Annotated in this window: 19 protein-coding genes; 12 read left to right on the forward strand and 7 right to left on the reverse strand. The window is 72.0% G+C overall.

The window, feature by feature from the left end:
- Positions 1-207: 207 nt before the first annotated feature.
- On the forward strand, positions 208-1,677 hold the full coding sequence (locus N801_RS03765; protein ID WP_211254662.1) for a S8 family peptidase: 1,470 nt from the start codon (positions 208-210) through the stop codon (positions 1,675-1,677).
- Positions 1,678-1,827: 150 nt separating this feature from the next.
- On the opposite strand, the gene N801_RS03770 is transcribed toward N801_RS03765, so the two are convergent.
- The 4 genes from N801_RS03770 to N801_RS03785 form a co-directional block, all read right to left on the reverse strand.
- Positions 1,828-2,697: a bifunctional methylenetetrahydrofolate dehydrogenase/methenyltetrahydrofolate cyclohydrolase gene (locus N801_RS03770; RefSeq protein WP_035933170.1), complete on the reverse strand. Its 870-nt coding sequence runs from the start codon at positions 2,695-2,697 to the stop codon at positions 1,828-1,830.
- Positions 2,698-2,915: 218 nt separating this feature from the next.
- Positions 2,916-4,343 (reverse strand): YlbE family protein, encoded by a 1,428-nt coding sequence (locus tag N801_RS03775; RefSeq protein ID WP_052112565.1) that lies wholly within the window; start codon positions 4,341-4,343, stop codon positions 2,916-2,918.
- On the reverse strand, positions 4,340-5,836 hold the full coding sequence (locus N801_RS03780) for an AllF/FdrA family protein (RefSeq protein ID WP_035933026.1): 1,497 nt from the start codon (positions 5,834-5,836) through the stop codon (positions 4,340-4,342). The genes N801_RS03775 and N801_RS03780 overlap by 4 nt, the downstream gene beginning before the upstream one ends.
- Positions 5,833-6,540, reverse strand: coding sequence for an oxamate carbamoyltransferase subunit AllH family protein (locus N801_RS03785; RefSeq protein WP_169744203.1), 708 nt, complete (start codon positions 6,538-6,540; stop codon positions 5,833-5,835). Before N801_RS03785 ends, N801_RS03780 begins: the two co-directional genes overlap by 4 nt.
- Before the next feature lie 78 nt (positions 6,541-6,618).
- Here N801_RS03785 and N801_RS03790 point away from each other — a divergent pair, with 78 nt between their 5' ends.
- Positions 6,619-7,947 (forward strand): PucR family transcriptional regulator, encoded by a 1,329-nt coding sequence (locus N801_RS03790; RefSeq protein ID WP_052112566.1) that lies wholly within the window; start codon positions 6,619-6,621, stop codon positions 7,945-7,947.
- 166 nt (positions 7,948-8,113) lie between these two features.
- Here N801_RS03790 and N801_RS03795 read toward each other — a convergent pair whose 3' ends face one another.
- Complete coding sequence (locus N801_RS03795; protein ID WP_035933175.1) at positions 8,114-9,406, reverse strand: DUF1479 domain-containing protein; 1,293 nt, start codon at positions 9,404-9,406, stop codon at positions 8,114-8,116.
- A gap of 106 nt (positions 9,407-9,512) precedes the next feature.
- Here N801_RS03795 and N801_RS03800 point away from each other — a divergent pair, with 106 nt between their 5' ends.
- Both N801_RS03800 and N801_RS03805 read left to right on the forward strand, forming a co-directional pair.
- On the forward strand, positions 9,513-10,670 hold the full coding sequence (locus N801_RS03800; RefSeq protein WP_035933037.1) for an ROK family transcriptional regulator: 1,158 nt from the start codon (positions 9,513-9,515) through the stop codon (positions 10,668-10,670).
- A gap of 112 nt (positions 10,671-10,782) precedes the next feature.
- Positions 10,783-12,072, forward strand: a complete 1,290-nt coding sequence (locus N801_RS03805; protein ID WP_035933038.1) for an ArsB/NhaD family transporter — start codon at positions 10,783-10,785, stop codon at positions 12,070-12,072.
- Between the two features lie 8 nt (positions 12,073-12,080).
- Here N801_RS03805 and N801_RS03810 read toward each other — a convergent pair whose 3' ends face one another.
- Both N801_RS03810 and N801_RS03815 read right to left on the reverse strand, forming a co-directional pair.
- Entirely contained in the window at positions 12,081-12,740 is a 660-nt protein-coding gene (locus tag N801_RS03810) for a response regulator (RefSeq protein WP_035933041.1), read from the reverse strand.
- Positions 12,737-13,717, reverse strand: a complete 981-nt coding sequence (locus tag N801_RS03815) for a sensor histidine kinase (RefSeq protein WP_211254663.1) — start codon at positions 13,715-13,717, stop codon at positions 12,737-12,739. Before N801_RS03815 ends, N801_RS03810 begins: the two co-directional genes overlap by 4 nt.
- A 160-nt stretch (positions 13,718-13,877) precedes the next feature.
- On the opposite strand from N801_RS03815, the gene N801_RS03820 reads away from it, so the two are divergent.
- From N801_RS03820 to N801_RS03855, 8 genes are all read left to right on the forward strand, one after another.
- Positions 13,878-14,432, forward strand: a complete 555-nt coding sequence (locus N801_RS03820; protein WP_035933043.1) for an SPFH domain-containing protein — start codon at positions 13,878-13,880, stop codon at positions 14,430-14,432.
- Complete coding sequence (locus N801_RS03825; RefSeq protein WP_084108116.1) at positions 14,429-16,144, forward strand: potassium/proton antiporter; 1,716 nt, start codon at positions 14,429-14,431, stop codon at positions 16,142-16,144. Before N801_RS03820 ends, N801_RS03825 begins: the two co-directional genes overlap by 4 nt.
- Positions 16,145-16,157: 13 nt before the next feature.
- Positions 16,158-17,669 (forward strand): uracil-xanthine permease family protein, encoded by a 1,512-nt coding sequence (locus N801_RS03830; RefSeq protein WP_035933045.1) that lies wholly within the window; start codon positions 16,158-16,160, stop codon positions 17,667-17,669.
- Positions 17,670-17,765: 96 nt separating this feature from the next.
- Positions 17,766-18,638 (forward strand): FAD binding domain-containing protein, encoded by an 873-nt coding sequence (locus N801_RS03835; protein ID WP_035933049.1) that lies wholly within the window; start codon positions 17,766-17,768, stop codon positions 18,636-18,638.
- Complete coding sequence (locus N801_RS03840; RefSeq protein ID WP_035933052.1) at positions 18,635-19,159, forward strand: (2Fe-2S)-binding protein; 525 nt, start codon at positions 18,635-18,637, stop codon at positions 19,157-19,159. Before N801_RS03835 ends, N801_RS03840 begins: the two co-directional genes overlap by 4 nt.
- Complete coding sequence (gene cutA / locus N801_RS03845) at positions 19,156-21,573, forward strand: aerobic carbon-monoxide dehydrogenase large subunit (protein WP_052112567.1); 2,418 nt, start codon at positions 19,156-19,158, stop codon at positions 21,571-21,573. Before N801_RS03840 ends, cutA begins: the two co-directional genes overlap by 4 nt.
- Positions 21,570-22,244 carry an SRPBCC family protein gene (locus tag N801_RS03850; protein WP_035933055.1) on the forward strand — a complete coding sequence of 225 codons (675 nt, stop codon included), beginning with the start codon at positions 21,570-21,572 and terminating at the stop codon, positions 22,242-22,244. Before cutA ends, N801_RS03850 begins: the two co-directional genes overlap by 4 nt.
- A complete protein-coding gene (locus tag N801_RS03855) occupies positions 22,244-23,176 on the forward strand; it encodes a carbon-nitrogen hydrolase family protein (protein WP_035933058.1) in 933 nt (310 codons plus the stop codon). Before N801_RS03850 ends, N801_RS03855 begins: the two co-directional genes overlap by 1 nt.
- Positions 23,177-23,220: the final 44 nt, after the last annotated feature.

Genomic DNA, 23,220 nt, shown 5'->3' on the forward strand with positions numbered 1-23,220 from the left:
CGGCACACCGCGTGTCCGTGCCCAACGGGGGAATTGGCGAGTTGGGGGCGCGGGCTCGGTCGGGCGGCAGACGCGTCCGCACCTGCCGTCGGCCCCGAAGGTATGGATTGCACAAAGTTTTGTGCGGAACCATTGCCCTCCGGTCGGTGACGGGGCAGGGTGCAGCGTGGGGTCGCGATCCCTGCGACCCACAACCAGGAGGAACACGTGAACTCGACCTTCATCCGCAAGGCCGCGGCCATCGCCGCCACCGCGTCGTGCGCCGTGGCAGCCACGGCACTGACCGCGACCGCGCCCGCCGGAGCCGCCCCGCTCGCCGGCCCGACCTCGTTCGTCGTCGCCCAGGGCGGCACCGGGACCGACAAGGCCGTCGCCGCCGTCACAGCGGCGGGTGGCACCGTCGTCCAGGAGTGGCCGCAGATCGGCGTCGTCATCGCCAGCGCGAGCGACGACACCTTCGACGACAAGGCCCGCCAGTCCCCCGGCATCATCGCGGCCGGCCCCTCGCGCGCCATGCAGGCCTACGAGCCCACGTCCACCGTCCCCGTCGACGGCGTGGTCCAGGGTCTCGGCGCCGGCACGTCCGGTGGCGACGACAACGAGGAGCCGCTCTTCGCCAACCAGTGGCACATGCGCCAGATCGGTGCCGACAAGGCGCACCTGAAGACCGACGGCAACCGCAACATCACCGTCGGGGTGCTCGACTCCGGCATCGAGGCCGACCACCCCGACCTCGCCGCCAACGTCGACGCCTCCCAGTCCGTCGACTGCACCGACCGTGGCGTCCCGAACACCGACCCGAAGGCGTGGCAGCCCACCACGTCCGACCACGGCACCCACGTCGCCGGCACGATCGCCGCGGCCCGCAACAAGCAGGGCGTCATCGGCGTGGCTCCGAACGTCAAGCTCGCCTCGGTCAAGGTCGTCGAGGACGCCGGCTACATCTACCCGGAGTACGCCATCTGTGGCTTCATCTGGGCGGCCGACAAGGGCATGGAGGTCACGAACAACTCGTACTACATCGACCCCTACGCGCTGTGGTGCAAGGCCAACCTCGACGAGAAGGCTGCGATCCTCGCCGTCGAGCGCGCGCTGAAGTACAGCGAGAAGAAGGACGTCGTCAACGTCGCCGCCGCCGGCAACTCGGCCTGGGACCTCTCCAAGCCGATCACCGACACGGGCAGCCCGAACAACGCCGAGCCGATGCCGCGTGACGCCGACCAGCGGTGCTACGACATGCCCACCGAGGTCGGCAACACCGTGACCGTCTCGTCGGTCGGTTCGACGGCCGTCAAGTCCTACTTCTCCAACTGGGGCCGCAACGTCATCGACGTCGCAGCACCCGGTGGCGACGCGCGCGTGGCCGCCGACACCCCGTCGAAGAACGGTCGCGTCCTCTCCACCATTGTGGGCGGTGGCTACGGCTACAAGCAGGGCACCTCGATGGCGTCCCCGCACGCTGCCGGTGTCGTCGCGCTCATCCGCGGCACCGACACGGGTCTCAACGCCAAGCAGGCGATGAAGACGCTCGAGCGCGAGGCCGACACCCTGGCCTGCCCCGAGTTCTACGACGCCAACCGTGACGGCGTCAACGACGCCACCTGTGACGGCGGCGCCTCGGGCTCCGGCTACTACGGCCACGGGCTCATCGACGCGCTGGACGCCGTCACCAAGTGACGCACCGTTCCACCGCGTGACCTGCACGACCGGTTTGACCGCACGACCGGTTTGACCGCATCACCGGTTTGACCGCATGAGATGAGGCCCGTGTCCCCCTTGGGGGCACGGGCCTCATTCGTGTCTCCGGGCTGCTGCCGGTGGGTTGGGTCAGCGGGAGGTGGCGGCGTGCTTCTCGGCGATCTCGACGACGTTGGTGAGGAGCATGGCCCGCGTCATCGGGCCGACGCCGCCGGGGTTGGGGCTGACCCAGCCGGCGACCTCGGCCACGTCCGCGGCGACGTCACCGGCGATGACCGAGCGGCCGTCGTCCTCGACGACGCGGCTGACGCCGACGTCGAGGACCGCTGCTCCCGGCTTGACCATGTCGGCGGTGATGAGCCCGGGCACGCCGGCCGCGGCGACGACGATGTCGGCCCGACGGACCTCGGCGGCCAGGTCGCGCGTGCCGGTGTGGCACTGGACGACCGTGGCGTTCTCGGAGCGTCGCGTGAGGATGAGCGAGAGCGGTCGGCCCACGGTGATGCCACGCCCGACGACGACGACGCGGGCGCCGGCGATCGGCACGTCGTAGCGGCGGAGCAGCTCGACCACGCCGACCGGGGTGCACGGCAGCGGCGCCTCGTGGCCGAGGACGAGCCAGCCGAGGTTGGTCGGGTGCAGCCCGTCGACGTCCTTCTCGGGGTCGACCTCGGCGAGGATCCGGTGCTCGTCGAGGCCGGTCGGCTGCTGCACGAGGAAGCCGGTGCACGCCGGATCGGCGTTGAGCTCGCGCACGACGGCAAGGACGTCGTCGAGGCTCGAGTCGGCGGGCAGGTCGTGACGCATGCTCGAGAGTCCGATCTCCGCGCAGTCCTTGTGCTTGGCGTTGACGTACCAGCTGCTGCCCGGGTCGTTGCCGACGAGGACGGTGCCGAGTCCGGGCACGATCCCCCGCTCGGCGAGGGCCGAGACGCGGCCGCGCAGCTCCTCCTTGATGGTCGCGAGGATCGCCTTGCCGTCGAGAGTCTGTGCGGTCACGCGCGCCATCCTCCCAGACGCTCCGCTCTCGTCGAACGGTCGCCGCAGCGCAGCCCGCTGGAACCGCGCACACCTCGGCTGACGCCCCTGTGCACTGCTGCGCCAAAGCGCAGCACCACGCGCTGGCGGAGCACTGCTGCGCCCAGCCGCAGCAGCGCACACTGTGGCTGTGCACTGCTGCGCCCGAGCGCAGCAGTGCACAGCGCGAACGGGACAGGTCAGACGCGCGCCGCCAGCGCCGCCAGGGCGGCCGGGAAGCACTCCGCCGGCGGCGTCACGAGCCCGGCACCGACCTGACCCGTCCCCGCCACGCGCCCGGCCATGCCGGTGTTGATCTGGGGCAGGATCCCGGTCCGGACGACGGACACGACGTCGATGCCGGTCGGCGTGCCGCGGAAGTCGAGGATCGGCACCTGGTACATCGGGTGCTCCCCCATCGTGATCTCGTACATCGTCTGCGTGGCCCGCAGCGCGAACGCCACGTCCCCGCCGACGAACTTGACGATCGCCGGGGCCGCCGCCATGGCGAACCCGCCGATGCCGGCGGTCTCGGTGATGGCCGAGTCGCCGATGTCGGGGTTCGCGTCCTCGGGCCCGTAGTCCCCGAGGAACAGCCCCTCCGGGGTGTTCGCCGGACCGGTGAACCACTCGTCGCCGGTCCCCGAGACCCGGATGCCGAAGTCGGTGCCGTTGCGCGCCAGGGTCGTCACGAGCGACGACCCCGGGATGCCGTGCGCCGCCATCGTCGCGAGCTTGCAGGCCGGCATACCGAGGTTGAGGAAGAAGTGCTCGTTGGCGCCCGAGAAGCGCACCGCCTCGGCGATGTCGGTCGAGCTGGCGTCGGCGGTGATCATCCCCGGGAGGAGCTCGCGCAGCAGCATGAGCGAGCCGGCACGGTTGCGGTTGTGCCCCTCGTCTCCCATCTGGAGCATCTGCGCGAGGATCGACTTGATGTCGAACGGTCCGGTGGCCCGCACCGACTGCTGCAGGATCGGGCCGAGGACGTCGGTCATCCAGTGCAGCCGGTCGACGACCTCGGGACCGTACGCGCCGTAGCGCAGCACCTTGCCGAGCCCCTCGTTGAGCGAGCACCACGACCACGCGTCGTGGACCTCGTCGCGCAGCCCGTACATCCACATCGACGGCGAGACGACGCCCGCCATCGGGCCCACCGCGTTGCGGTGGTGGCACGGCTCGAACGTGAACTTCCCTGCGGCGAGGGCCTTCTCGGCCTCCTCCGCGGTGTCGGCGAGACCCTCGAAGAGCACCGCTCCGATGAACGCCCCGCGCAGCGGCCCGGAGGCGCGCTCCCAGTCGATGGGCGGCCCCGCGTGCAGGAACGTCCCCCGCTCGAGGCCGAGCGCGTCCTTGGCCTGCTTGACGTCGCACAGCTCGGCGGTCGAGGCCGTCAGGCGGGCGTATGCCGTCGCGTTCGCCTCCGCGCGCCGCGTGTCGGCCATGACCGTGCCGAGGTTCGCCTCGGTGCCCTCCATGGGCGGCTGCCAGTCGGCCTCGGTGACCGCGACGGCCTGACCGCGCAGTGCCTCCGCGAAGAGGGGCACCCCGGCGGTGGCCACGGCGGGGGACTCGACGGCGAGGAGCCCGCGCAGGGGCCCGCCCGTGGTCGGTGCGGTGGGCTGGGTCATCGCGTGCCTCCGAGGAAGGTGAGGGCGTGCCGGGTGGCATCACGGTTGGAAAGGAAGACCGAGGCGCCGGCGGCGGCGAGCGCCTCGCAGGTCGCGGTGAGCCCCTGGGGGTCGCCCTCGGTGCCGGTGACCGAGACGACGACGGGCAGGACCCGGCCACCGTCACGCGCGGCGGTCCGGGCCGCGGTGATGGCGTCGGCGAGCTCGCCGGCGGGGTCGGCGTGCGCGCCGTACCCCAGGACGAGGTCGAGGAGCAGGACCCCGCACGTCGGGTCGGCCGCCTCGGCGGCGATCCGCTCCATCCGCAGGCTGGGGTCGATCATCGGGTGCGCGCGGCCCTGGGTGAGGCCGTCGTCGCCGAAGTCGATGACGAGGTGCCCGTCGTCGCGCAGGTCCGACCCGAGCGCGAGGTCGTCGCGCAGCGGGATGTTGGAGCGGATGTCGCCCAGGCTCTCGGCGGCGATGAGCATCGCGTCGTCGGCGAGCGTCCCGCCGCAGAAGAGACCGCGCAGCGCACCGGCCACGGAGCCGGGCTCCGGGTCCTCGCTCGCCACCCACGCGGGCCACTGCGGCACGTCGCGGCCCTCGGCCCGCAGCACGGCCTCGAGCGCGGAGGTGAGGTCGGGCCGGCCGGCACCGAGCGTGGCCCAGCGGACGGGCACACCCAGCCCACCGGCATACTCCTCGAGGTCGGCGAGGACCGCCTCGTCCGGCGGCTTCGACACGACGACGATCGACGTCGTCGCGGGGTCCGCGGCCAGGGCGGCGAGCGCCTGCCGGGTCGAGCGCCCACCGACGGCGGTCTTGAGGTCGCGGCCGCCGACGCCCAGGCAGTGGGAGATCCCGACCCCGGCGGCGTCGAGCAGGCACATGAGCTGCTGGGCCCCGGTGCCGGACGCGGCGACCATCCCGATCGGGCCGGCCTCGACGACGTTGGCGAAGCCGAGCGCGACTCCCCCGATGACGGCGGTGCCGCAGTCCGGGCCCATGACGAGCACGTCGGCGTCCGCGGCGGCGTCCTTGAGGAGGATCTCGTCCTCGACGGAGACGTTGTCCGAGAAGAGCATCACCGAGGCGCCGGCCGCGATGGCGTCGAGCGCCTCGGCCGTGGCGAACCGCCCGGGAACGGAGATGAGGGCGAGGTCGGCACCCCCGGCGCGCAGGGCGCCACCGACGGTGCGCGGCGTGGGCGGGTCACCGAACCCGCCGCTGGAGGGCACGGACTTCGCGGCGAGGGCGGCCTCGGCGACGGCCATCCCGGCCGCGACCCCCGCGTCGTCGGCGCCGCGGACCGCGAGGACGAGGTCGTTGGGGCCCGCACCGTCGGGGATGTCGAACCCCATCCCGGTGAGCACCTCGACGTTGAGCTCGGTCGCCATGGCCACCTGGGCGGCCTCCACCCCCTCCGCGTCGGCGACGGTGCGTGAGACCTGGAGCAGGGTGACGGAGTCGTGGTACGCGCCTCGGCGCACGTCGACGTGGGTGATGCTCACGACAGGATTCCTTCCGGCTGGGGGCTGGTGGCGGCGTGGAGGACGAGGTCGATTCCCTCGACCAGTCCGGCGCCGGAGGTGTGACCGATGGCGAGGACCTGCTCGCGGGTGCGTTCGACGTCCGGGGACCCGGCCACCGCGGCGGCGACGTGGTCGACGACGCAGGACACGGCATACCCCTCGCTGGCAGCGACGAGCAGGGACGCGGACAGGCTCGTCGTGCGCTCGAGCGGGAGGGTCTCCGGACCGGCGATGCCGACCGCGCGCGCCGCGAGGAGCGCGCCGCAGAGGACGTCGTCGGCGCGCGGGGTGAGTCCCTCTCCGCGCCCGACGTCCGCGAGGAGACCTCGCCAGTCGACGGTCGCTGCGCTGGGTGCCGCCGTCCCGACCCGCCGTGGCCGCCACGAGCGAACGACGCGTATGCCGTGTCCGCGCAGCGCGACCACGTCACCTCCGAGCATGACGACGTCGCCCGCCACGACCCCCCACGGGTGCGGCGAAGGCGTGGCGAGGAGGATCGAGGTCGGAAGGACGAGCGCGTCACTGGTGACGACGGCGACGACGTCGGCGTGCCCGGCATCCCCGTCGGCGAGCGCGAGGTAGAGCGCCGAGGGGAACGCCGCGAGCACCACGGCGGGCCTCAGCCGGCCCGCGACGAGACCCCGGACGAGCGGCGACACCGCGCCGGGGATTGTGGGAAGCACCCCTGAAACGGTAGTCAGCATGACTACAGTGGCCGGATGGTAAATGTTGCCAACGATCTGCCTGCTGAGGGCCAGCACTTGCCATCCCCGGGGTCGGGCGGTGACGACAGCGCGGCGACGGTCGCGTCGCTCCGGCGGGTCGTGGAGCACCAGGCCGAGCTGCTCCGGCGCGAGGACGAGGTCAACCGCATCCTCGTCCAGACCGTGCTCGCGGGTGGCTCGCTCGACGACCTCTGCGAGGCCCTCGTCACGCTCTTCCCCGGGGTGGCCCTCGTGACGACCACCGACGGCCGGACCGTCGCGAAGGCGGGCTCGGAGGAGTCGCTCGCCCACGTCATGGGGCTCGAGTGCTTCGACCGGACCGGGCGGCTCATCGTCGAGGACGAGCCCGTGGGGGTGCGGGCCGCCGGCGTGACGAAGTCCGAGCGGGCGATGGTGCGGATCGTCGCCGGCACCTCGGACCACGGGCTGCTCGCGATCTTCACCCCGGGCCGGGCCCTCACGACGACCGACGTGCACGGGCTCGAGCGCGCGGCCGCGGTGGCGGCCCTCGCGATCACCAAGGACCAGGCCGTGTCGGCGGTCGAGGGCAAGTACCGCGCCGAGTTCCTCCGCGACACGCTCGTCGGCCGGGTGGGTTCGCCGACCGAGGCGGTCGCGCACGCCGCGTCGCTCGGCTGGGACCTCGACCGCCGCATGGTCGTCGTCGTCGCCGAGACCGACGAGGACGACGCGCACACGGCGCGCACCAGCGACGAGGTGCGCTCCCTGCAGGACCGGTTCGTGCGCGCGTGGGTGCAGGCGGTGCGCACCCGCGAGCCGAAGGCACCCGTGGCGGGCTTCAGCCAGGAGGTCGTCGCCCTCATGCCCGCGCCGTGCGGCGGCGACGGTGAGCACGACGCCGTCATGCGGTCGGTCGGCGAGATGGTCAAGATCGTGCGCGGCGACGGTGGCGGAGGCCGGCGCTCGTTCTCGACCGGCGTGTCACGGCCCGTGGACTCGGTGGCCGACATCCCGCGGGCCTACTCCGAGGCGCTGCGCGCTGTGGCGGTCGGCCGGCAGATGCAGGGCGAGTCCGCGGTCATGCACTTCGACGGGCTGGGGATCTACCGGCTGCTGTCGCTCATCCCCGACACCGCGGACCTGCGCGCGTTCGTCGACGAGGCGCTCGGCGCACTGGCCACCGACGACCAGGCCTCGTACGCCGACCTGCGCCAGACCCTGCAGGTGCTGCTCGACACCAACCTCAACGTCGCCGAGACGGCGCGCCTGCTCTTCTTCCACTACAACACGCTGCGCTACCGGATCGCCAAGCTCGAGCAGATGCTCGGGCCGTTCACGACCGACCCGCAGCTGCGGCTGACGCTGGCGCTGGCCCTGCGGATCCGCCAGATGCGCGGCGTCTGACCTCGTCCCCAACTCGCCAATTCCCCCGTTCGGCACGCGCTTCCGCTGCGTCCGCAACCTTGGTCGGTTTCTCGACCAGAGTTGCGGACGCAAGCGGCGGCGCCAGCGTTGCGTCCGCACCTGTGGTCGGTTTCTCGACCAGGGTTGCGGACGCAAGCGGGGGACGTCAGTCGGTGAGGCCGAGGCCGAGGGCGCGGCGGCCGATCTCGTTGAGCTGCTCGGGCTGGAAGCGGCCCTCCCAGTCGCGCTCGTAGTGCTCCTCGGGGAAGTCGCTCGGGCTTGAACCGGTGAGGAACGCCTCCCGGACGCTCGCGGCATACGCCTCGTTGCGGGGGCACCACGGCGCGGCCGGGATGTACATGACGTTGCCCCAGCCCACCTGGTCCTCGACCTGGGCGACGGAGTGGATGAGGTCGCAGTGCCACCAGACGGTGTCGCCGGCCCGGACGTCGGGGATCCCGGAGACGGCCTCCATGAGCAGCGGGTGCCACTTCCACGTGATGGGGAAGGTCTGGTTGTGGGCGACGCCGCAGAGCTCGTCGTCGGGGACGTCGTCGAGCAACGGACGCAGCATGAGGTAGGCCATCGCCTCCGGGATCGGCACCGTGTGGAGGACGCCCTGGTCGTGGCCCATGTCGGACAGCGCCGTCCAGCCCTGGAAGGTGCGGAACGCCGAGCACATCGTCGACGCGGGGTAGTTGACCGCCTCGGTCCGGTGCGCCGCGTTCCACGGGTCGTAGCTCTCGACGTCCCCGGAGAAGAGGTGACGGAAGACCTGCTGGTAGCCCTCGGTCATGAAGAGGTCGATGCTGCCGGTGTCGACGTGGGTGCCGAGCCCGGCCGAGTCCGTGCCCGGCGGGCGGCGACGGATGCGGTCGGGGTAGAGCGAGTCCCGGTCCGGGTCGAACCACTGGCGGCCCTCGGACTCGTGGGTCCACCGGCTGTTGAGGAAGCCCTGCACCGCTGCCATCCGCGGGCTCTGCCGCGCCTCCATCTGCGGCTGCGACCAGTAGATCGGGTAGATCTCGGGCGTGCTCTCGACGCTCGCGAAGAAGTCGTCGGCCGGGCCGGTGTAGGTCTCGAAGAACTTGTTGCGCTCGACGTACTCGACGATGTCGCGGTCCCACTGGAGGGCCTGCTCGTGCGGGAAGGTGCCGCGGACCACGGCGCAGCCCCGCTCCTTGACCTTGGCGGCGAGCTCGGCGGGAACGGTGCCCGCCTCGATGTCGGCGAACTCGATGACCGGCCAGACGCTCTCCCCCGAGGCGCGCTCGGCCTTGATCTTCTCGACCTTGAGGGCGATGGACGCCTCGAGCTCGGCGAAGACCTCCTCGACGGTGCGGCCGCTCGCGGCGATGCGGGCACGCAGGGCGCGCTTCACCTCGACGATGGCGCCCGTGACGTCCTCGGGCTTGCTCTCCCAGTGCGGCAGCTGGGGCGTGTCGGTCTGCGTGGTCATCGGTGACCCTCTCTCGGCGGCGATCATTCGTTAGGAGTCCTGACTGAAGGCAACGGTAGCGCAGCGCTCTGCTACTTTGCAAGGAGTCCTGACGAAAGGTTTCGACGTGCCCACCGACCTGCCCACGCTCGACCTGCTGCGCTCCATGAGCGACCGCCACGTCCTCGCCGCGGTGGCCACGGCCGGCCGGCTGACCCGTGCCGCGGCGGCCAGCGCCACCGGGCTCTCCAAGCCCACCGTCTCGCACAGCGTCGCGCGCCTCCTCTCCTCCGGCGTCCTCGTCGAGGGCGAGCGCGCGAGCGGGGGTCGCGGCCGCGCCGGCACCTACCTCACCGTCAACGACACGGCCGGCTGCGCCCTCGCCGTCCAGGCCGGGCCCCACGGCATCGTCGGCGAGGTCGTCGCCCTCGACGGTCGCACGGTCGCGAGCCGGCGGCGGTCGATCCCGGTGCCCGTCACCCCGGGCGCGCTCGGCCGCGCCCTCGTCGGCGTATGCCGTTCGCTCGCATCCGACTCCCCCGGGCCGATCCGGGCCATGACCCTCGCCGTCGCGGACCCCGTGGACCGGTGCACCGGACGGGTCATCGAGCTGCCCGCCAGCCCCTTCCTCGTCGGGGAGCTCGACCCCGTGGCCCTCCTCGACGGCGTCGTCCCCGTGCGCCCGGTCGTCGACAACGACGTCAGCTGGGCGTTGCTCGCCGAACGCGAGCACGGTGTCGCGGCCGGAGTCGACGACGTCCTCCACGTCCACCTCGACGAGGGGATGGGTGCGGCCATGTGGAGCGGTGGCCGGCCGTTGCACGGCGCCCGCGGCCTCGCCGGCGAGATCGCCTACTCCCTCACCGCGGTCCATGGGCGAGGGTCGGCGGCGACGCGGAGCGGCACGCTCATGGAGCGCGTCGAGGCCCTCGGCTACCTCCGCGATGGTGGCACGGCCGTCGACGTCGAGGCCGTCGTCGAGGACCTCGACCGGGGTGTCGGCCAGGCCCGCACCCTCGCCGGGGCCGTCGCCCAGGTCGTGCGGGCTCACTGCTACCTCCTCGACCCGGAGCTGGTCGTGCTCAGCGGAGGGTGGGGACGGCATACCCAAGTCGTCGAGGCGGTGACCACCGCCATCGCCGACGCGGGCGGGCTCCAGACCACCGTTCGCACGGCCGAGGTGATCGAGAACGCACCCCTGGTCGGCGCCCGCACGAGCGCCCTCGACGCACTGCTCGCGACGTGGTCCACCCAGCCCGGTGGAGCGCGCACCCCTTCCCCCTGACGCACTGCGGGTCCTGACCACCTCGCGCAAATGGGGTGTGGCACGGATGTCCCCGCCCGCAGGTACCGCACCAGAGTGACGCCATGCCGACCGGACCACCGCCGGGCCGCACGTGAGCGCCACTCTCGCCTGCGTGATCTTCGTCGGCACCTACGCCCTCATCGCGACGGAGCGGGTCCACCGGGTCGCGGCGGCGGTCGGCGGGGTGGCCGCGATGGCCGCGGTGGGGCTGGTAGGCACCCGCACGGCGTTCTACTCCGAGAGCAGCGGGATCGACTGGAACGTCATCTTCCTGCTGTTCGGGATGATGGTCATCGTCTCCGTCCTCAAGCAGACCGGGCTCTTCGACGCCCTCGCGGTGTGGGCCGCGCACGGCTCAGGTGGCCGGCCCTTCCGCCTCATGGCCCTGCTCATGACTGTCACGGCCGGCGCGTCCGCGCTGCTCGACAACGTCACCACCGTGCTGCTCATGGCGCCGGTCGCCCTCATGGTGTGCCGGCGGCTCGGCTTGGACCCGGGGCCCTACCTCATCACCCTGGCGTTCGCCTCCAACGTCGGCGGGGCGGCGACCCTCATTGGCGACCCACCCAACATCATCATCGCGAGCCGGGCCGACCTGTCCTTCAACGACTTCCTCGTCCACATGGCGCCGGTCGTCATCGTGCTGCACGGGGTCCTGCTGGGTCTGGCCTGGGTGCTGTTCAGGACGCGGCTGGAGGTCGACGAGGACCTCGCGACCACGGCGGACGACCTGCGTCCGGGGGACGCCATCCGGCACCCCGCGATGCTGCGACGCTCCCTCGTGGTCCTCGTCCTCGTGATGGTGGGCTTCTCGCTGCACTCGGTGCTGCACGTGCAGCCCTCCCTCGTCGCCCTGCTCGGCGCGTGGGTCATGGTGCTCGTCTCGGGCGCTTCCCCCGAACAGTTCCTCGAGGAGGTGGAGTGGGCCACGCTCGCGTTCTTCATGGCCCTGTTCGTCCTCGTCGGCGCCCTCGTGGAGGTGGGAGTCATCGGCGACATCGGCGAGGCGGCGGTCCAGGCCACGGGCGACCGCACCCTCGTGGCGGCCACCGCCCTCCTCTTCGGGTCGGCGGTGCTCGGCGCGCTGGTGGACAACATTCCCTACACGACGGCGATGTCGCCCGTGGTCCAGGACCTCGTGGCGTCGATGCCGGCCGGCGAGGGCGAGCCGCTCTGGTGGGCGTTCGCGCTCGGAGCGGACCTCGGTGGGAACACCACGGCGGTCGCCGCCGGCGCCAACGTCGTCATCATCGGGATCGCGGCGCGCAACGGAACGCCGGTGAGCTTCTGGCAGTTCACCCGGTACGGGATCGTCGTCACCGCGGCGACCCTCGTCGTCGGCTGGGTGTACGTCTGGGTGCGCTACTTCGTGCTCGCCTGAGCTCCGGTTCAGGGCTCGACCAGACCCGCACGAATCGCATAGCGGGTCAGCTGGGTCCGGTCGCGCATTCCGAGCTTGGCGAGGATGTTGGACCGGTGCCGCTCGACGGTTTTGATGCTGATCGCGAGCGCCTCGGCGATCTCCGTAGAGAGATGTCCCTCGGCGATGAGCTTGAGGACCTCGTTCTCGCGGGGCGTCAGGCCTCCTGCCTGGGGTCGCTCGCCCCGCCGCACCCGCTCAAGGTAGTTGCGGACGAGCGTGCTCGTCACCCCCGGGTAGAGGAAGGACTCACCCCGCATCGCGGCGCGGCAGGCCTGGACCAAATCCTGGTCGGCGACCGACTTGAGCACGTAGCCGGAGGCGCCGGCCTTGAGCGACTCGAAGAAATACTGCTCGTTGTCGTACATCGACAGCATGAGGATCTTCGGTGGGTTGCGCCGCCGGCTGATCTCGAGCGCGGCCTGCAGACCGGTCATGCGGGGCATGGCCACGTCGAGGATCGCCAGGTCGACCTCGTGGTCGCGCACGATGGCCACCGCCTCCGCGCCGTCGGAGGCCTGCGCGACGACCTCGAGGTCGGGTTCGGCGTCAAGGATGAGACGGACGCCCTGCCGGACGAGGGCGTGGTCCTCGGCGAGCAGGATGCGGATGGGCCGCTCGACGGTCACGCGGCCGGCCGACCCGCCACCGGCACCGGCACGACGAGTCGGACCTCGGTGCCACCCTCCGGGCGCCTCCGGACGGTCAGCTCCGCGCGGACGAGGAGGGCCCGCTCACGCATGCCTCGTATGCCGGCCCCTTCCGACCCGGGGCGGAGCCCCCTCCCGTCGTCCGCGACGAGGAGGGCGACGCCCGCTCCCTGCCGAGTGAGGGACAGGTATACGGTGTCGGCCCCCGAGTGCCGTGCGACGTTGGTCATGGCCTCCTGCGCGACCCGGTAGAGCACCAGCTCGGCCTCCTTGCCGAGGTCGGGCAGGCCGGATGCGAGTCCGCGCTGGACGTGGATCCCGGTGTGCGCGGTGAGGTCGGTCGCCAGGGCCGCCAGTGCGCTGACCAGACCGAGGTCCTCCAGCACGCCCGGGCGCAGCCGGCGGGCCACCTCGCGCACCTCCTCGAGGCTGCCCCGTGCGGCGGTCTGCACGAGCTCGAGGTCGGCCCGGATGTCGTCGGGGGCGCGGTCGACGGCCCGCTTGAGGCCGAGCAGCATCGCGGTCAGGCCCTGGCCCACCTCGTCGTGCAGCTCACGGGCGATGCGATGGCGCTCGGCCTCCTGGGCGGCCAGGGCCCTGGCCGTGCTCGTGCGCCGTTCGGTCTCGAGTCGCTCCAGCATGGCGTTGAACGACTCGACGAGGTCCGCCACGGCACCGTTGCCGGTGTCGGTGAGGCGCTCCCCCGGGCTCTCGAGGTCGACCCGCTCCATGAGACGGGCCGCCCGGTCGAGCGGTGCCAGCGTGGACCGCAGCAGCAGCGCGTTGAGGATGAGGATCGTCGTGAGCCCGATCGCCAGCACCACCGCCTCCGAGGCGAGGACCCGCGACGAGACCGTGACCGGCGCCACCGCGAGGGCCACCGTGCCGAGCACGAAGACCACCGCGTTGATGAGGCAGACCCGCCAGTAGAGCGGCATCCGCCGGAGCAGGCTCACCGCCCCACCCTCGCGCATCGCCCTGCCGGGCGTCCATCCACCCACACGGATGTGGGTGGTGGCCCCGATTGCCCGTGTGTGACCGGGACCCGAGGATGGTGACGCGGCGGGGAGCACACCGTCCCCGCCGCGCCACAGCCCGTTCGGCGAGAGGAGCGTCGTGGAGTCCCTCGTCGCGTGGCTCGCCGTCCCCTGCGCCGTGCTCCTTCTCGCCGTCGTGTCGTCGGTCCGCGTCGTCGCCGAGCAGCAGCGAGCCGTGGTGACCCGACTCGGTCGCACCCACCGCGTCGGAGGACCCGGGCTCGTGGTCCACCTTCCCGGCGTCGAACGCATCAGCCTCGTCTCCCTGCACCCCACCCCGCTGACCGTCGTCGTCCCGACGGTGACCCGCGACGGGGTGGACGTGCGGGTCATCGGCACCGTCACCTGCCAGGTCGTCGACGCCTGGCGGGCCTCCGTGCCCGAGCCGGGCCCCGTCGCCGCCTCGGCGCTGACGGTCGAGGTCGCGATCGCCCGCGGCATCGCCCGCCTCGACCTCGTCGGGCTGCTGACAGCCCGTGAGCGGCTGGAGACCTCCATCCTCGAGGAGGTGAATGCCACGACCTCGGCGTGGGGCGTCGAGGTCGTCGGGCTCGAGCTCACCGACTTCGAGACCCGGCTGACAGCGGCGCTGCTGCGCGGCGCCGGCACCCCCGGCAGCCGGTCCCGCCCATGAACGCCGAGGACCTCAACGTCGTCGTCCTCGCCGTCACGCTGGTCCTGCTCGTCGGGGTGGCAGCGGTCCGGGTGTCCAGCCGGGTCGGGCTGCCCAGCCTCCTGCTCTACCTGGCCATCGGCCTGGCACTCGGGGAGTCCGGACTGGGACTGCGCTTCGAGGACCTCAACCTCACGATGATCCTCGGGTCGCTGGCCCTGGCGATGATCCTCGCCGAGGGCGGCTTCACGACCCGATGGTCCGTGGTGCGCCCCGTGGCCCCCCTCTCGCTGGTCCTCGCCACGGTGGGCGTCGGCATCAGTGTCGCCGTCACGGGAACCCTGGCCCACCTCATCCTCGACGTCGACCTGCGCACCGCCGTCCTGCTCGGGGCGGTGGCCTCGTCCACGGACGCCGCGGCGGTGTTCGCCGTGCTGCGGTCGATGCCGCTGCAGCGCCGGTTGCGTGCCGCACTGGAGGCGGAGTCCGGCTTCAACGACCCCCCGGTCATCATCCTCGTGAGCGTCGTCGCGTCCGACGCCTGGAGCGAGTCGGGTGCGGTGAGCATCGGCGGTGCGATGCTCGTGCAGCTCGTCCTCGGGGCAGGGCTCGGACTCGTCGTGGCACGGGTGGGGCAGTGGGTGCTGGCCCGGAGCGCCCTCCCCTCGGCCGGGCTCTATCCGCTCGCGACCGTCGCCTTTGCGATGCTGGCCTTCGCGGTGGCCGGGGTCGCCGGCGGGAGCCCCTTCCTCGCGGTGTACGTCGCCGGGCTGTGGCTGGGCAACGCCCCACTGCCACACCGCAACGCGACGACGGGCTTCGCGGAGGGCCTGGCCTGGCTGGCCCAGATCGGGTTGTTCGTCATGCTCGGCCTGCTGGCCTCCCCGAGCAGGCTCGTCGACGCGATCATCCCCGCTGCCGTCGTCGGGTGCGCCCTCACGCTCGTCGCCCGGCCGATCTCGGTGGCCCTCTGCGCCACCCCCTTCCGCGTCCCCTGGCGGGAACAGGTCTTCATGTCGTGGGCCGGGCTGCGCGGTGCCGTGCCCATCGTGCTGGCCACCATCCCGATGACCCGAGGCTTGCCGGAGGCCGACCGGATCTTCGACGTCGTCTTCCTCCTCGTCGTCGGGTTCACCCTCGTGCAGGGCCCGACCCTTCCGGCTCTGGCCCGACGACTCGGCCTCGCCGAGAGCGACGCCTCCCGCGAGGTCCACATCGACGCCGCCCCGCTCGAGGAGATCGACGCCAGCCTGCTGCAGTTCGACCTGCCCCCGCAGTCCCGGCTGGCCGGGGTCGCGCTGTTCGAGGTGCGGCTCCCGGCCGAGGCTGCGGTCAGCATGATCGTGCGTGACGGTCGGCTGTTCGTCCCTGACGAGAACACCGTGCTCCGCAGTGGCGACCGGCTCCTGCTGGCCACCTCGAACCCCGCGCGAGAGACCACGGAGCGGCGGCTCCGCGCCGTCAGCCGCGCCGGACGACTGGCGCAGTGGCGTGGCGAGCACGGCGACCCGGTGACGCGCAATTCACCGCGCGCACGGCGAGTTGCGCCGGACGAGGGCTCAGGAGAAGGACGCCGTGCCACGATGGCGCCTGCGACAGCGATGCGACCCGGCCGAACCCACGTGCCAACGACCCCCGCCAGCCGCTGTCACTGTTTGACGAATGACCCCGAGGACGCCCCAACTAGCGTCCTCGTATCCGATGACGGTGCGACTCCCACGCCGTCCGTGTGAGGAAGGCTGACAAATGGCGCTTGGACTTGGATGGCAGGTGAAGGAGGGCACGCTCGGGCCCGACGACGTCGTCGCTCCTCATGAGCGCCTCGACTGGGGCCGCACCGTCGGCCTCGGTGCGCAGCACGTCGTCGCGATGTTCGGCGCGACCTTCGTCTTCCCGCTCGTCATGGGCCTCAACCCGCAGCTCGCGATCATGATGAGCGGCATCGCGACCATCGCGTTCCTCCTCATCGTCCAGGGCCGCGTGCCGAGCTACCTCGGCACCTCCGCCGCGTTCGTCGGCGGGGTCGCGGCGATCCGCTCCCAGGGCGGCGACTCCTCCGAGGTCACCGGCGCGATCCTCGTCGCCGGCCTCGTGCTCGCGCTCGTCGGCCTCGCGATCCACTTCCTCGGCTCGGCGGTCCTGCACAAGGTCCTGCCGCCCGTCGTCACCGGCGCCGTCGTCATGCTCATCGGCTTCAACCTCGCACCGGTCGTGGCCAACATCTACTGGCCGCAGGACCAGTGGGTCGCGCTGCTGACGATGCTCTTCACCATCGTCTGCGCGGTGGCGTTCAAGGGCTTCATCAGCCGCATCGCGATCTTCCTCGCGCTGATCTTCGGCACGCTCCTGTCGTGGGTGCTCGACCGCACGCTCGGCCAGATCAACTCGGTCCTGGGCGGCGCCACCGAGGCGACCGACCACTTCCGCTGGAACACCGACGCGATCGGCGACGCCTCGTGGCTCGGCTTCCCGGCCAAGACCATCTTCAACGCCGACGGGACCGAGGTGGCCGGCTGGCACACCCCGACCTTCACCACGGCCGCGATCCTCCTCGTCCTCCCCGCCGTCATCGCCCTCATCGCCGAGAACACCGGTCACGTCAAGGCCGTCGCCGAGATGACCGGCGCGGACCTCGACAAGGACATGGGTCGCGCGATCGGCGCCGACGGCGTCGGCACGATGCTCGCCTCGGCCGTCGGTGGCTCCCCCACGACGACCTACGCCGAGAACATCGGCGTCATGGCGGCGACCCGGGTCTACTCCACGGCGGCCTACTACGTGGCAGCGATCGTCGCGATCCTCTTCGGTCTCTCCCCCAAGTTCGGTGCGCTCGTCGCCTCCGTCCCGGGTGGGGTGCTCGGCGGCATCACGGTCGTCCTCTACGGGATGATCGGCCTGCTCGGCGCCAAGATCTGGAAGGAGAACGGGGTCGACTTCGCCAACCCGATCAACCTCGTTCCCGTGGCCGCCGGCATCGTCATCGGCATCGGCGACGTCAAGCTCAAGTTCAGCGACGACTTCACCCTCAGTGGCATCGCCCTCGGCACCATCGTCGCCATCGGCGCCTTCCACCTGGCTCGCACCCTCGCGCCCGCCGACCTCCGGCAACGCGCCGACGGCCAGGGCGGTCTCGGCGGCACCGCCATGGCCGGCGGCGACCGGGTCTACGGTGACGAGGACGGCATCGACGACCTCTACCAGTCCGGCTACCCCGGCGACACGGGCGAGCGCGACCCGGACCGCGACCGCCAGGTCTGAATCGTCACCGCCGCCCCGCCCGGGGACGACTCCGGGCGGGGCGGCGCCATTCCCCCAGAACGACCAGCAGAACGACCAGCAGGCAGGAGCTCCCAGGTGAAACCGGCACCGTTCGTGCACCACGGCCCCCGGACCCTCGACGAGGCCGTCGCGGTCCTCGGCGAGGTCGGGCACGACGGCAAGGTGCTCGCCGGTGGCCAGAGCCTCATCCCCGTGCTCAACATGCGCCTGGCGCAGCCCGCCCACCTCGTCGACATCAACCGGGTGGCCGGGTTGGACACCGTGACGGTCACCGACTCCCACGTGCGTGTCGGTGCCACCGTCCGTCACGCCGAGCTCGAGAAGCACGACGAGGCGTATGCCGTCCTCCCCCTCCTGCGGCAGGCCCTCCTCTGCGTCGCGCACCCCGCGATCCGCAACCGCGGCACCACCGTCGGCTCGATCGCGCACGCCGACGCCGCGGGCGAGATGCCGTCCGTGCTCGTCCTCACCCAGGGCGTCATCGAGGTGGTCGGTCCGCGCGGCCGTCGCGAGGTGGCCGCGTTGGAGTTCTTCGAGGGCCCGCTCCAGACCGTGCTCGAGGCCGACGAGCTCGTCGAGGCGGTCCGCTTCGCCCGGTTCGCGCCGGGCACCCGCACCGCCTTCCTCGAGTCGGCCCGGCGCTCCGGCGACTACGCGGTCGCCGGGGTCGGCGTCGCCGTGGACGTGAGCACCGACTCCGGTGAGGCGGTCGTGACCGGCGCGCGGGCGGCATACGTCTCCGTCACCGACATCCCGGTGGTCGTCGACCTCACCGACGCCGTTGCGGGACAGCCCGTCTCGTCGGTCTGGGACGGCGTCGACGAGCTCGTGCAGGCCGGGATCGCACCCGAGGCGGACATCCACGCCAGCAGTGAGTACCGACGGATGCTCGCCGCCGAGCTCACCCGCCGCGCACTGACGCGGGCCACGACGGAAGGGACGGCATGACCGACATCGACCAGGGCACGACCGTCGACGTGACGGTGACCGTGAACGGCATCGCCCACACGCGCACCGTGGAGCCGCGTCGGCTGCTGTCCGACTTCATCCGGCACGACCTGCGCCTCACCGGGACGCACGTCGGCTGCGAGCACGGCGTCTGCGGCGCGTGCACCGTCCTCGTCGACGGGAAGCCGATGCGGTCCTGCCTCATGTTCGCCGTCTCCGCGGAGGACATGGAGATCACGACCGTCGAGGGCCTCGGGACGCAGGACGCGATGGGTCCGGTGCAGCAGGCGTTCGTCGAGTGCCACGGGCTCCAGTGCGGCTTCTGCACGCCGGGCTTCGTCACGACGATCACCGCCTTCATCGAGGAGAACCCCGACCCCACGTCCGAGGAGGCGCGCGAGGCGATCTCGGGCAACCTCTGTCGCTGCACGGGGTACCAGAACATCTGCAAGGCCGTCCTGCGCGCCGCCGAGATCAACCGTGAACGCGCCACCCCCACCGAGGGTGGTGACCCGGCATGACGACGAGGCAGTTCGGCCAGCCCGTCCTGCGCCGGGAGGACCCGCGGCTCGTCACCGGCAACGGGCGCTACCTCGACGACCTGGGCCACACGGCATACGAGGCGGCGTTCGTGCGCAGCCCGCACGCCCACGCGCGGATCACCGACATCGACGTCGAGGGCGCGCTCGACGTCGAGGGCGTCGTCGCGATCTTCACCCACGAGGACCTCGAGGGACCGGCCGCCGACCGCCTGCCGCTGCTCATCCCGCACCCGAGCATCGAGGCCGGCCGGACCGGGCACGCGCTCGCCAAGGACGACGTCAACCACGTCGGTGAGGCGATCGCGATGGTCGTCGCGACGAACCGCTACGTCGCCGAGGACGCGGCCCAGCGGATCGTCGTCTCCTACGAGTTCCTGCCGCCCGTCGTCGGCATCGAGAACGCCCGAGACGGCGCGAACCTCGTCCACGACGACGCCCCCGGCAACGTCGCGGCCCACCTGCTGCAGGAGGTCGGCGACGTCGAGTCCGCGCTGGCTGCGGCCCCCCACACGCTCACCCTCGACCTCGACATCGAGCGCAGCGCCTGCACGCCCATGGAGGGCAGGGGCGTTCTCGCACAATGGGACTCGGACGAGCAGCGGCTGCGGCTGCACTCCTCGACCCAGACCTCGACCGGCGTCCGCGCCGCGGTCGCGGCCAAGCTCCAGCTTCCCTTGTCGCAGGTCGAGTGCATCGCCCCCGACGTGGGTGGCGGCTTCGGCGTCAAGATCATGCACCCGTGGCCCGAGGAGGTCCTCGTCCCGTGGGCCGCCCGGCGCCTCGACCACGACGTCAAGTGGACCGAGGACCGCCGCGAGCACTTCACCGCCAGCGCCCACGAGCGCGGCCAGGTCCAGCAGGTCACCGTCGGGTTCGACGACGACGGGCGGCTGCTCGGCCTCGACGTGAGGTTCTGGCACGACAACGGCGCCTACCTCCCCTACGGCGTCATCGTCCCGATCATCACGGCGACCCAGCTGCTCGGGCCCTACAAGCCGCAGAACTACCGCGTCGAGTTCTGGTCGCTCTACACCAACACCGCCATCGTCACCCCCTACCGCGGCGCCGGCCGCCCGCAGGGCTGCTTCGCGATGGAGCGGACGATGGACGCGATCGCCGCCGAGCTCGGGCTCGACCGCGCCGAGGTGCGCTCGCGCAACTTCATCCAGCCCGAGGAGATGCCGTTCGACCAGGGGCTCATGTTCCAGGACGGCCGGCCGCTCAAGTACGACTCGGGCGACTTCCCCGCCTCGCTCGCCAAGCTCAAGGCGCTCGTGGGCTGGGACGACTTCGCGGCCTACCGGGAGGAAGCCGAGTCGCAGGGACGCAAGGTGGGGCTCGGGATCGGCTGCTACGTCGAGGGCACCGGCGTCGGCCCCTACGAGGGGGGCCACGTCCACGTCGAGACGAGCGGCCGCGTCAACGTCGCCACCGGCCTGACCACGCAGGGCCAGGGACACCAGACGATCCTCGCGCAGATCGTCGCCGACGAGCTCGGCGTCTCGATCGACGACGTCCACGTCACCACCGGGGACACGCGGCGGATGCCGTACGCCGTGGGGACGTTCGCGTCGCGCGGCGCCGTCATGAGCGGCAACGCCGTCGCCCTCGCGGCCCGGGCCGTGCGCGCCAAGGCCCTGCGGATCGCGGCCGACGCCCTGGAGGTCGCCGAGGAGGACCTGCAGATCGAGGACGGGACGATCAGCGTCAAGGGCGCGCCGCACGCCTCGATCGCGCTGTCGACGGTGGCCGTCATGTCCAACCCGCTGCGCTACGCCTTCGACGAGTCGGCCAAGGCCGCGACCCAGTTCGCCGGCACCTTCGACCCTGACAAGCCGCCGGTCGCCGACGACGAGGAGCCCGGGCTCGAGGGCAAGGACTTCTACTCCCCCACCCAGGCGACGTTCGCCAACGGCATGCACGCCGCCATCGTCGAGACCGACCCGGTGACTGCGGAGATCAAGATCCTGCGCTACTGCGTCATCCACGACTGCGGCACCGTCGTCAACCCGATGATCGTCGAGGGCCAGGTCCACGGTGGGGTGGCCCAGGGCGTCGGTGGCGCGCTCTACGAGCGGATGGCCTACGACGAGACCGGGCAGCTGCTCAACGCCTCGTTCATGGACTTCCTCATGCCCTACGCGTCCGAGATCCCGCACATCGAGACCGACCACCTCGAGACGCCCTCGCCCCTGAACCCGTTGGGGATCAAGGGTGCCGGCGAGGCCGGGACCATCCCCGTGACCGCCGTCATCGCGTCGGCCATCGAGGACGCCGAGGGCTTCCCGATCCGCTCGATGCCGATCAGCCCCCACGAGCTGTGGGACCTGCGCCGTGCGCACGCCCACGCGCTCGAGACCGTGAGCCCGACCCCGACCGAGGAGTCCGCATGAAGATCTCCGGCAGCGCCCAGATGGCCGCCACCCCCGACCAGGTGTGGGCGGCGGTCCACGACCCGGCCGTGCTCGCCCGCTGCATCCCCGGGTGCCAGTCGCTGCGCGAGCTGTCGACCGGGCGCTACGCCATGACGGTGATGGCGGGGGTCGCGGCGATCAAGGGCTCGTATGCCGGCGAGGTCGCCATCCACGACGTCACCGAGCCGACCGCGTTCACGATGAAGGCCGAGGGCGCGGGTGCTCCCGGCACGATCGCGACGACGGTCGAGGTCGCCCTGGCGCCGGGCGAGTCCGGCGGCACGTCGATCAGCTACGAGGCCGACGCGATCGTCGGGGGCGCGATCGGGGGCGTCGGCCAGCGGATGCTCGCCGGGGTGGCCCGCAAGATGGCCGGCCAGATGTTCACCGCGCTCGACCGCGACATCGCCGGCGAGCGCCCGGCCGAGGCCCTGCCCGCTGCGGTGGGCGCCGGCGTCGGCGTCGCGGCTGGTGCTGTCCCGGCGGCCGGTGGCGGCCAGGCGACGTATGCCGGGTCGGCAGGCCCGGGGGGTCTGCCGGGCTCGCTGGTGGGAGGATCGAGCAAGGACTTCGGCTTCGGGGTCCTCGTCGGCGGGGCGCTCACCCTCGTCGGTGTCGTACTGGGCTGGGCGATCGGAGGACGACGCTGATGCGTGCATTCACTGCAGCTGCCATCCAGGTGGCTCCCGTGCGGGGCCCCCTCACCCCGCAGGTGGTCGAGGCCAACATCGCGCGCTGCGTCGACTTCGTGCGCCGCTGCGTCGCCGAGACCGGCGCCGAGCTCGTCGTGCTCCCCGAGTCGGCCACCACGGGGTTCACGCCCGACTGCCCCGTCGAGGAGCTGTGGGACCTGGTCAGCGAGCTGCCCGGCGCCATGACCGAGCCGTTCCAGGCGGTGGCCCGCGAGCTGGGTGTCGTCCTCTGCGTCGGCACCTACGAGCGCGGCCCGCAGCGCGGGATCGTCTACAACGCGTCCGTGCTCATCGACACCGACGGCACGCTGCTCGGGGTCTACCGCAAGACGCACCCGTTCTGCACCGAGGCCGTCTCGGGCGGGGGCTGGGTCACCCCGGGCGACACCGTCACCGTCAGCGACACCGCCCTCGGGCGGATCGGCATGATCATCTGCTTCGACGGCGACTACCCGGAGCTCTCCCGGATCCAGGCGGTGCAGGGCGCCGAGGTCATCTGCCGCCCGTCCGCGCTGCTCCGCTCGGCCGACATCTGGGAGCTGACCTCACGCGCCCGGGCCTACGACAACCACGTGTTCGTCATCGGCGCCAACGCGACCGGCATCGACCCGGCCGGGGTCATCTACTTCGGCAACAGCCACATCGTCACGCCCAACGCGACGATCGTCGCCAAGGCCGCCTCGCACGAGGGCTGGGTGTCGGCGCGGCTCGACCCCGAGACCGCGCTCGCGTCGCTCACGCCCGGCTCCAACATCCAGCAGGGCTTCGACCACCTGCGCGACCGCAACCTCGACCTCATCCGGGGCCACCGCGAGGAGCTCGAGGCGGCGGCCAAGACGTCGTTCCCCCACGGCGGCCCCCGGCCCGACCACGTGCCCGAGGGCGACTGACCCTCCCGTCACCCGGGTGCCCTGTCGTTCTCGCAGCGGCATGG

Source organism: Knoellia aerolata DSM 18566 (assembly GCF_000768695.1).
Classification (GTDB): Bacteria; Actinomycetota; Actinomycetes; order Actinomycetales; family Dermatophilaceae; genus Knoellia; species Knoellia aerolata.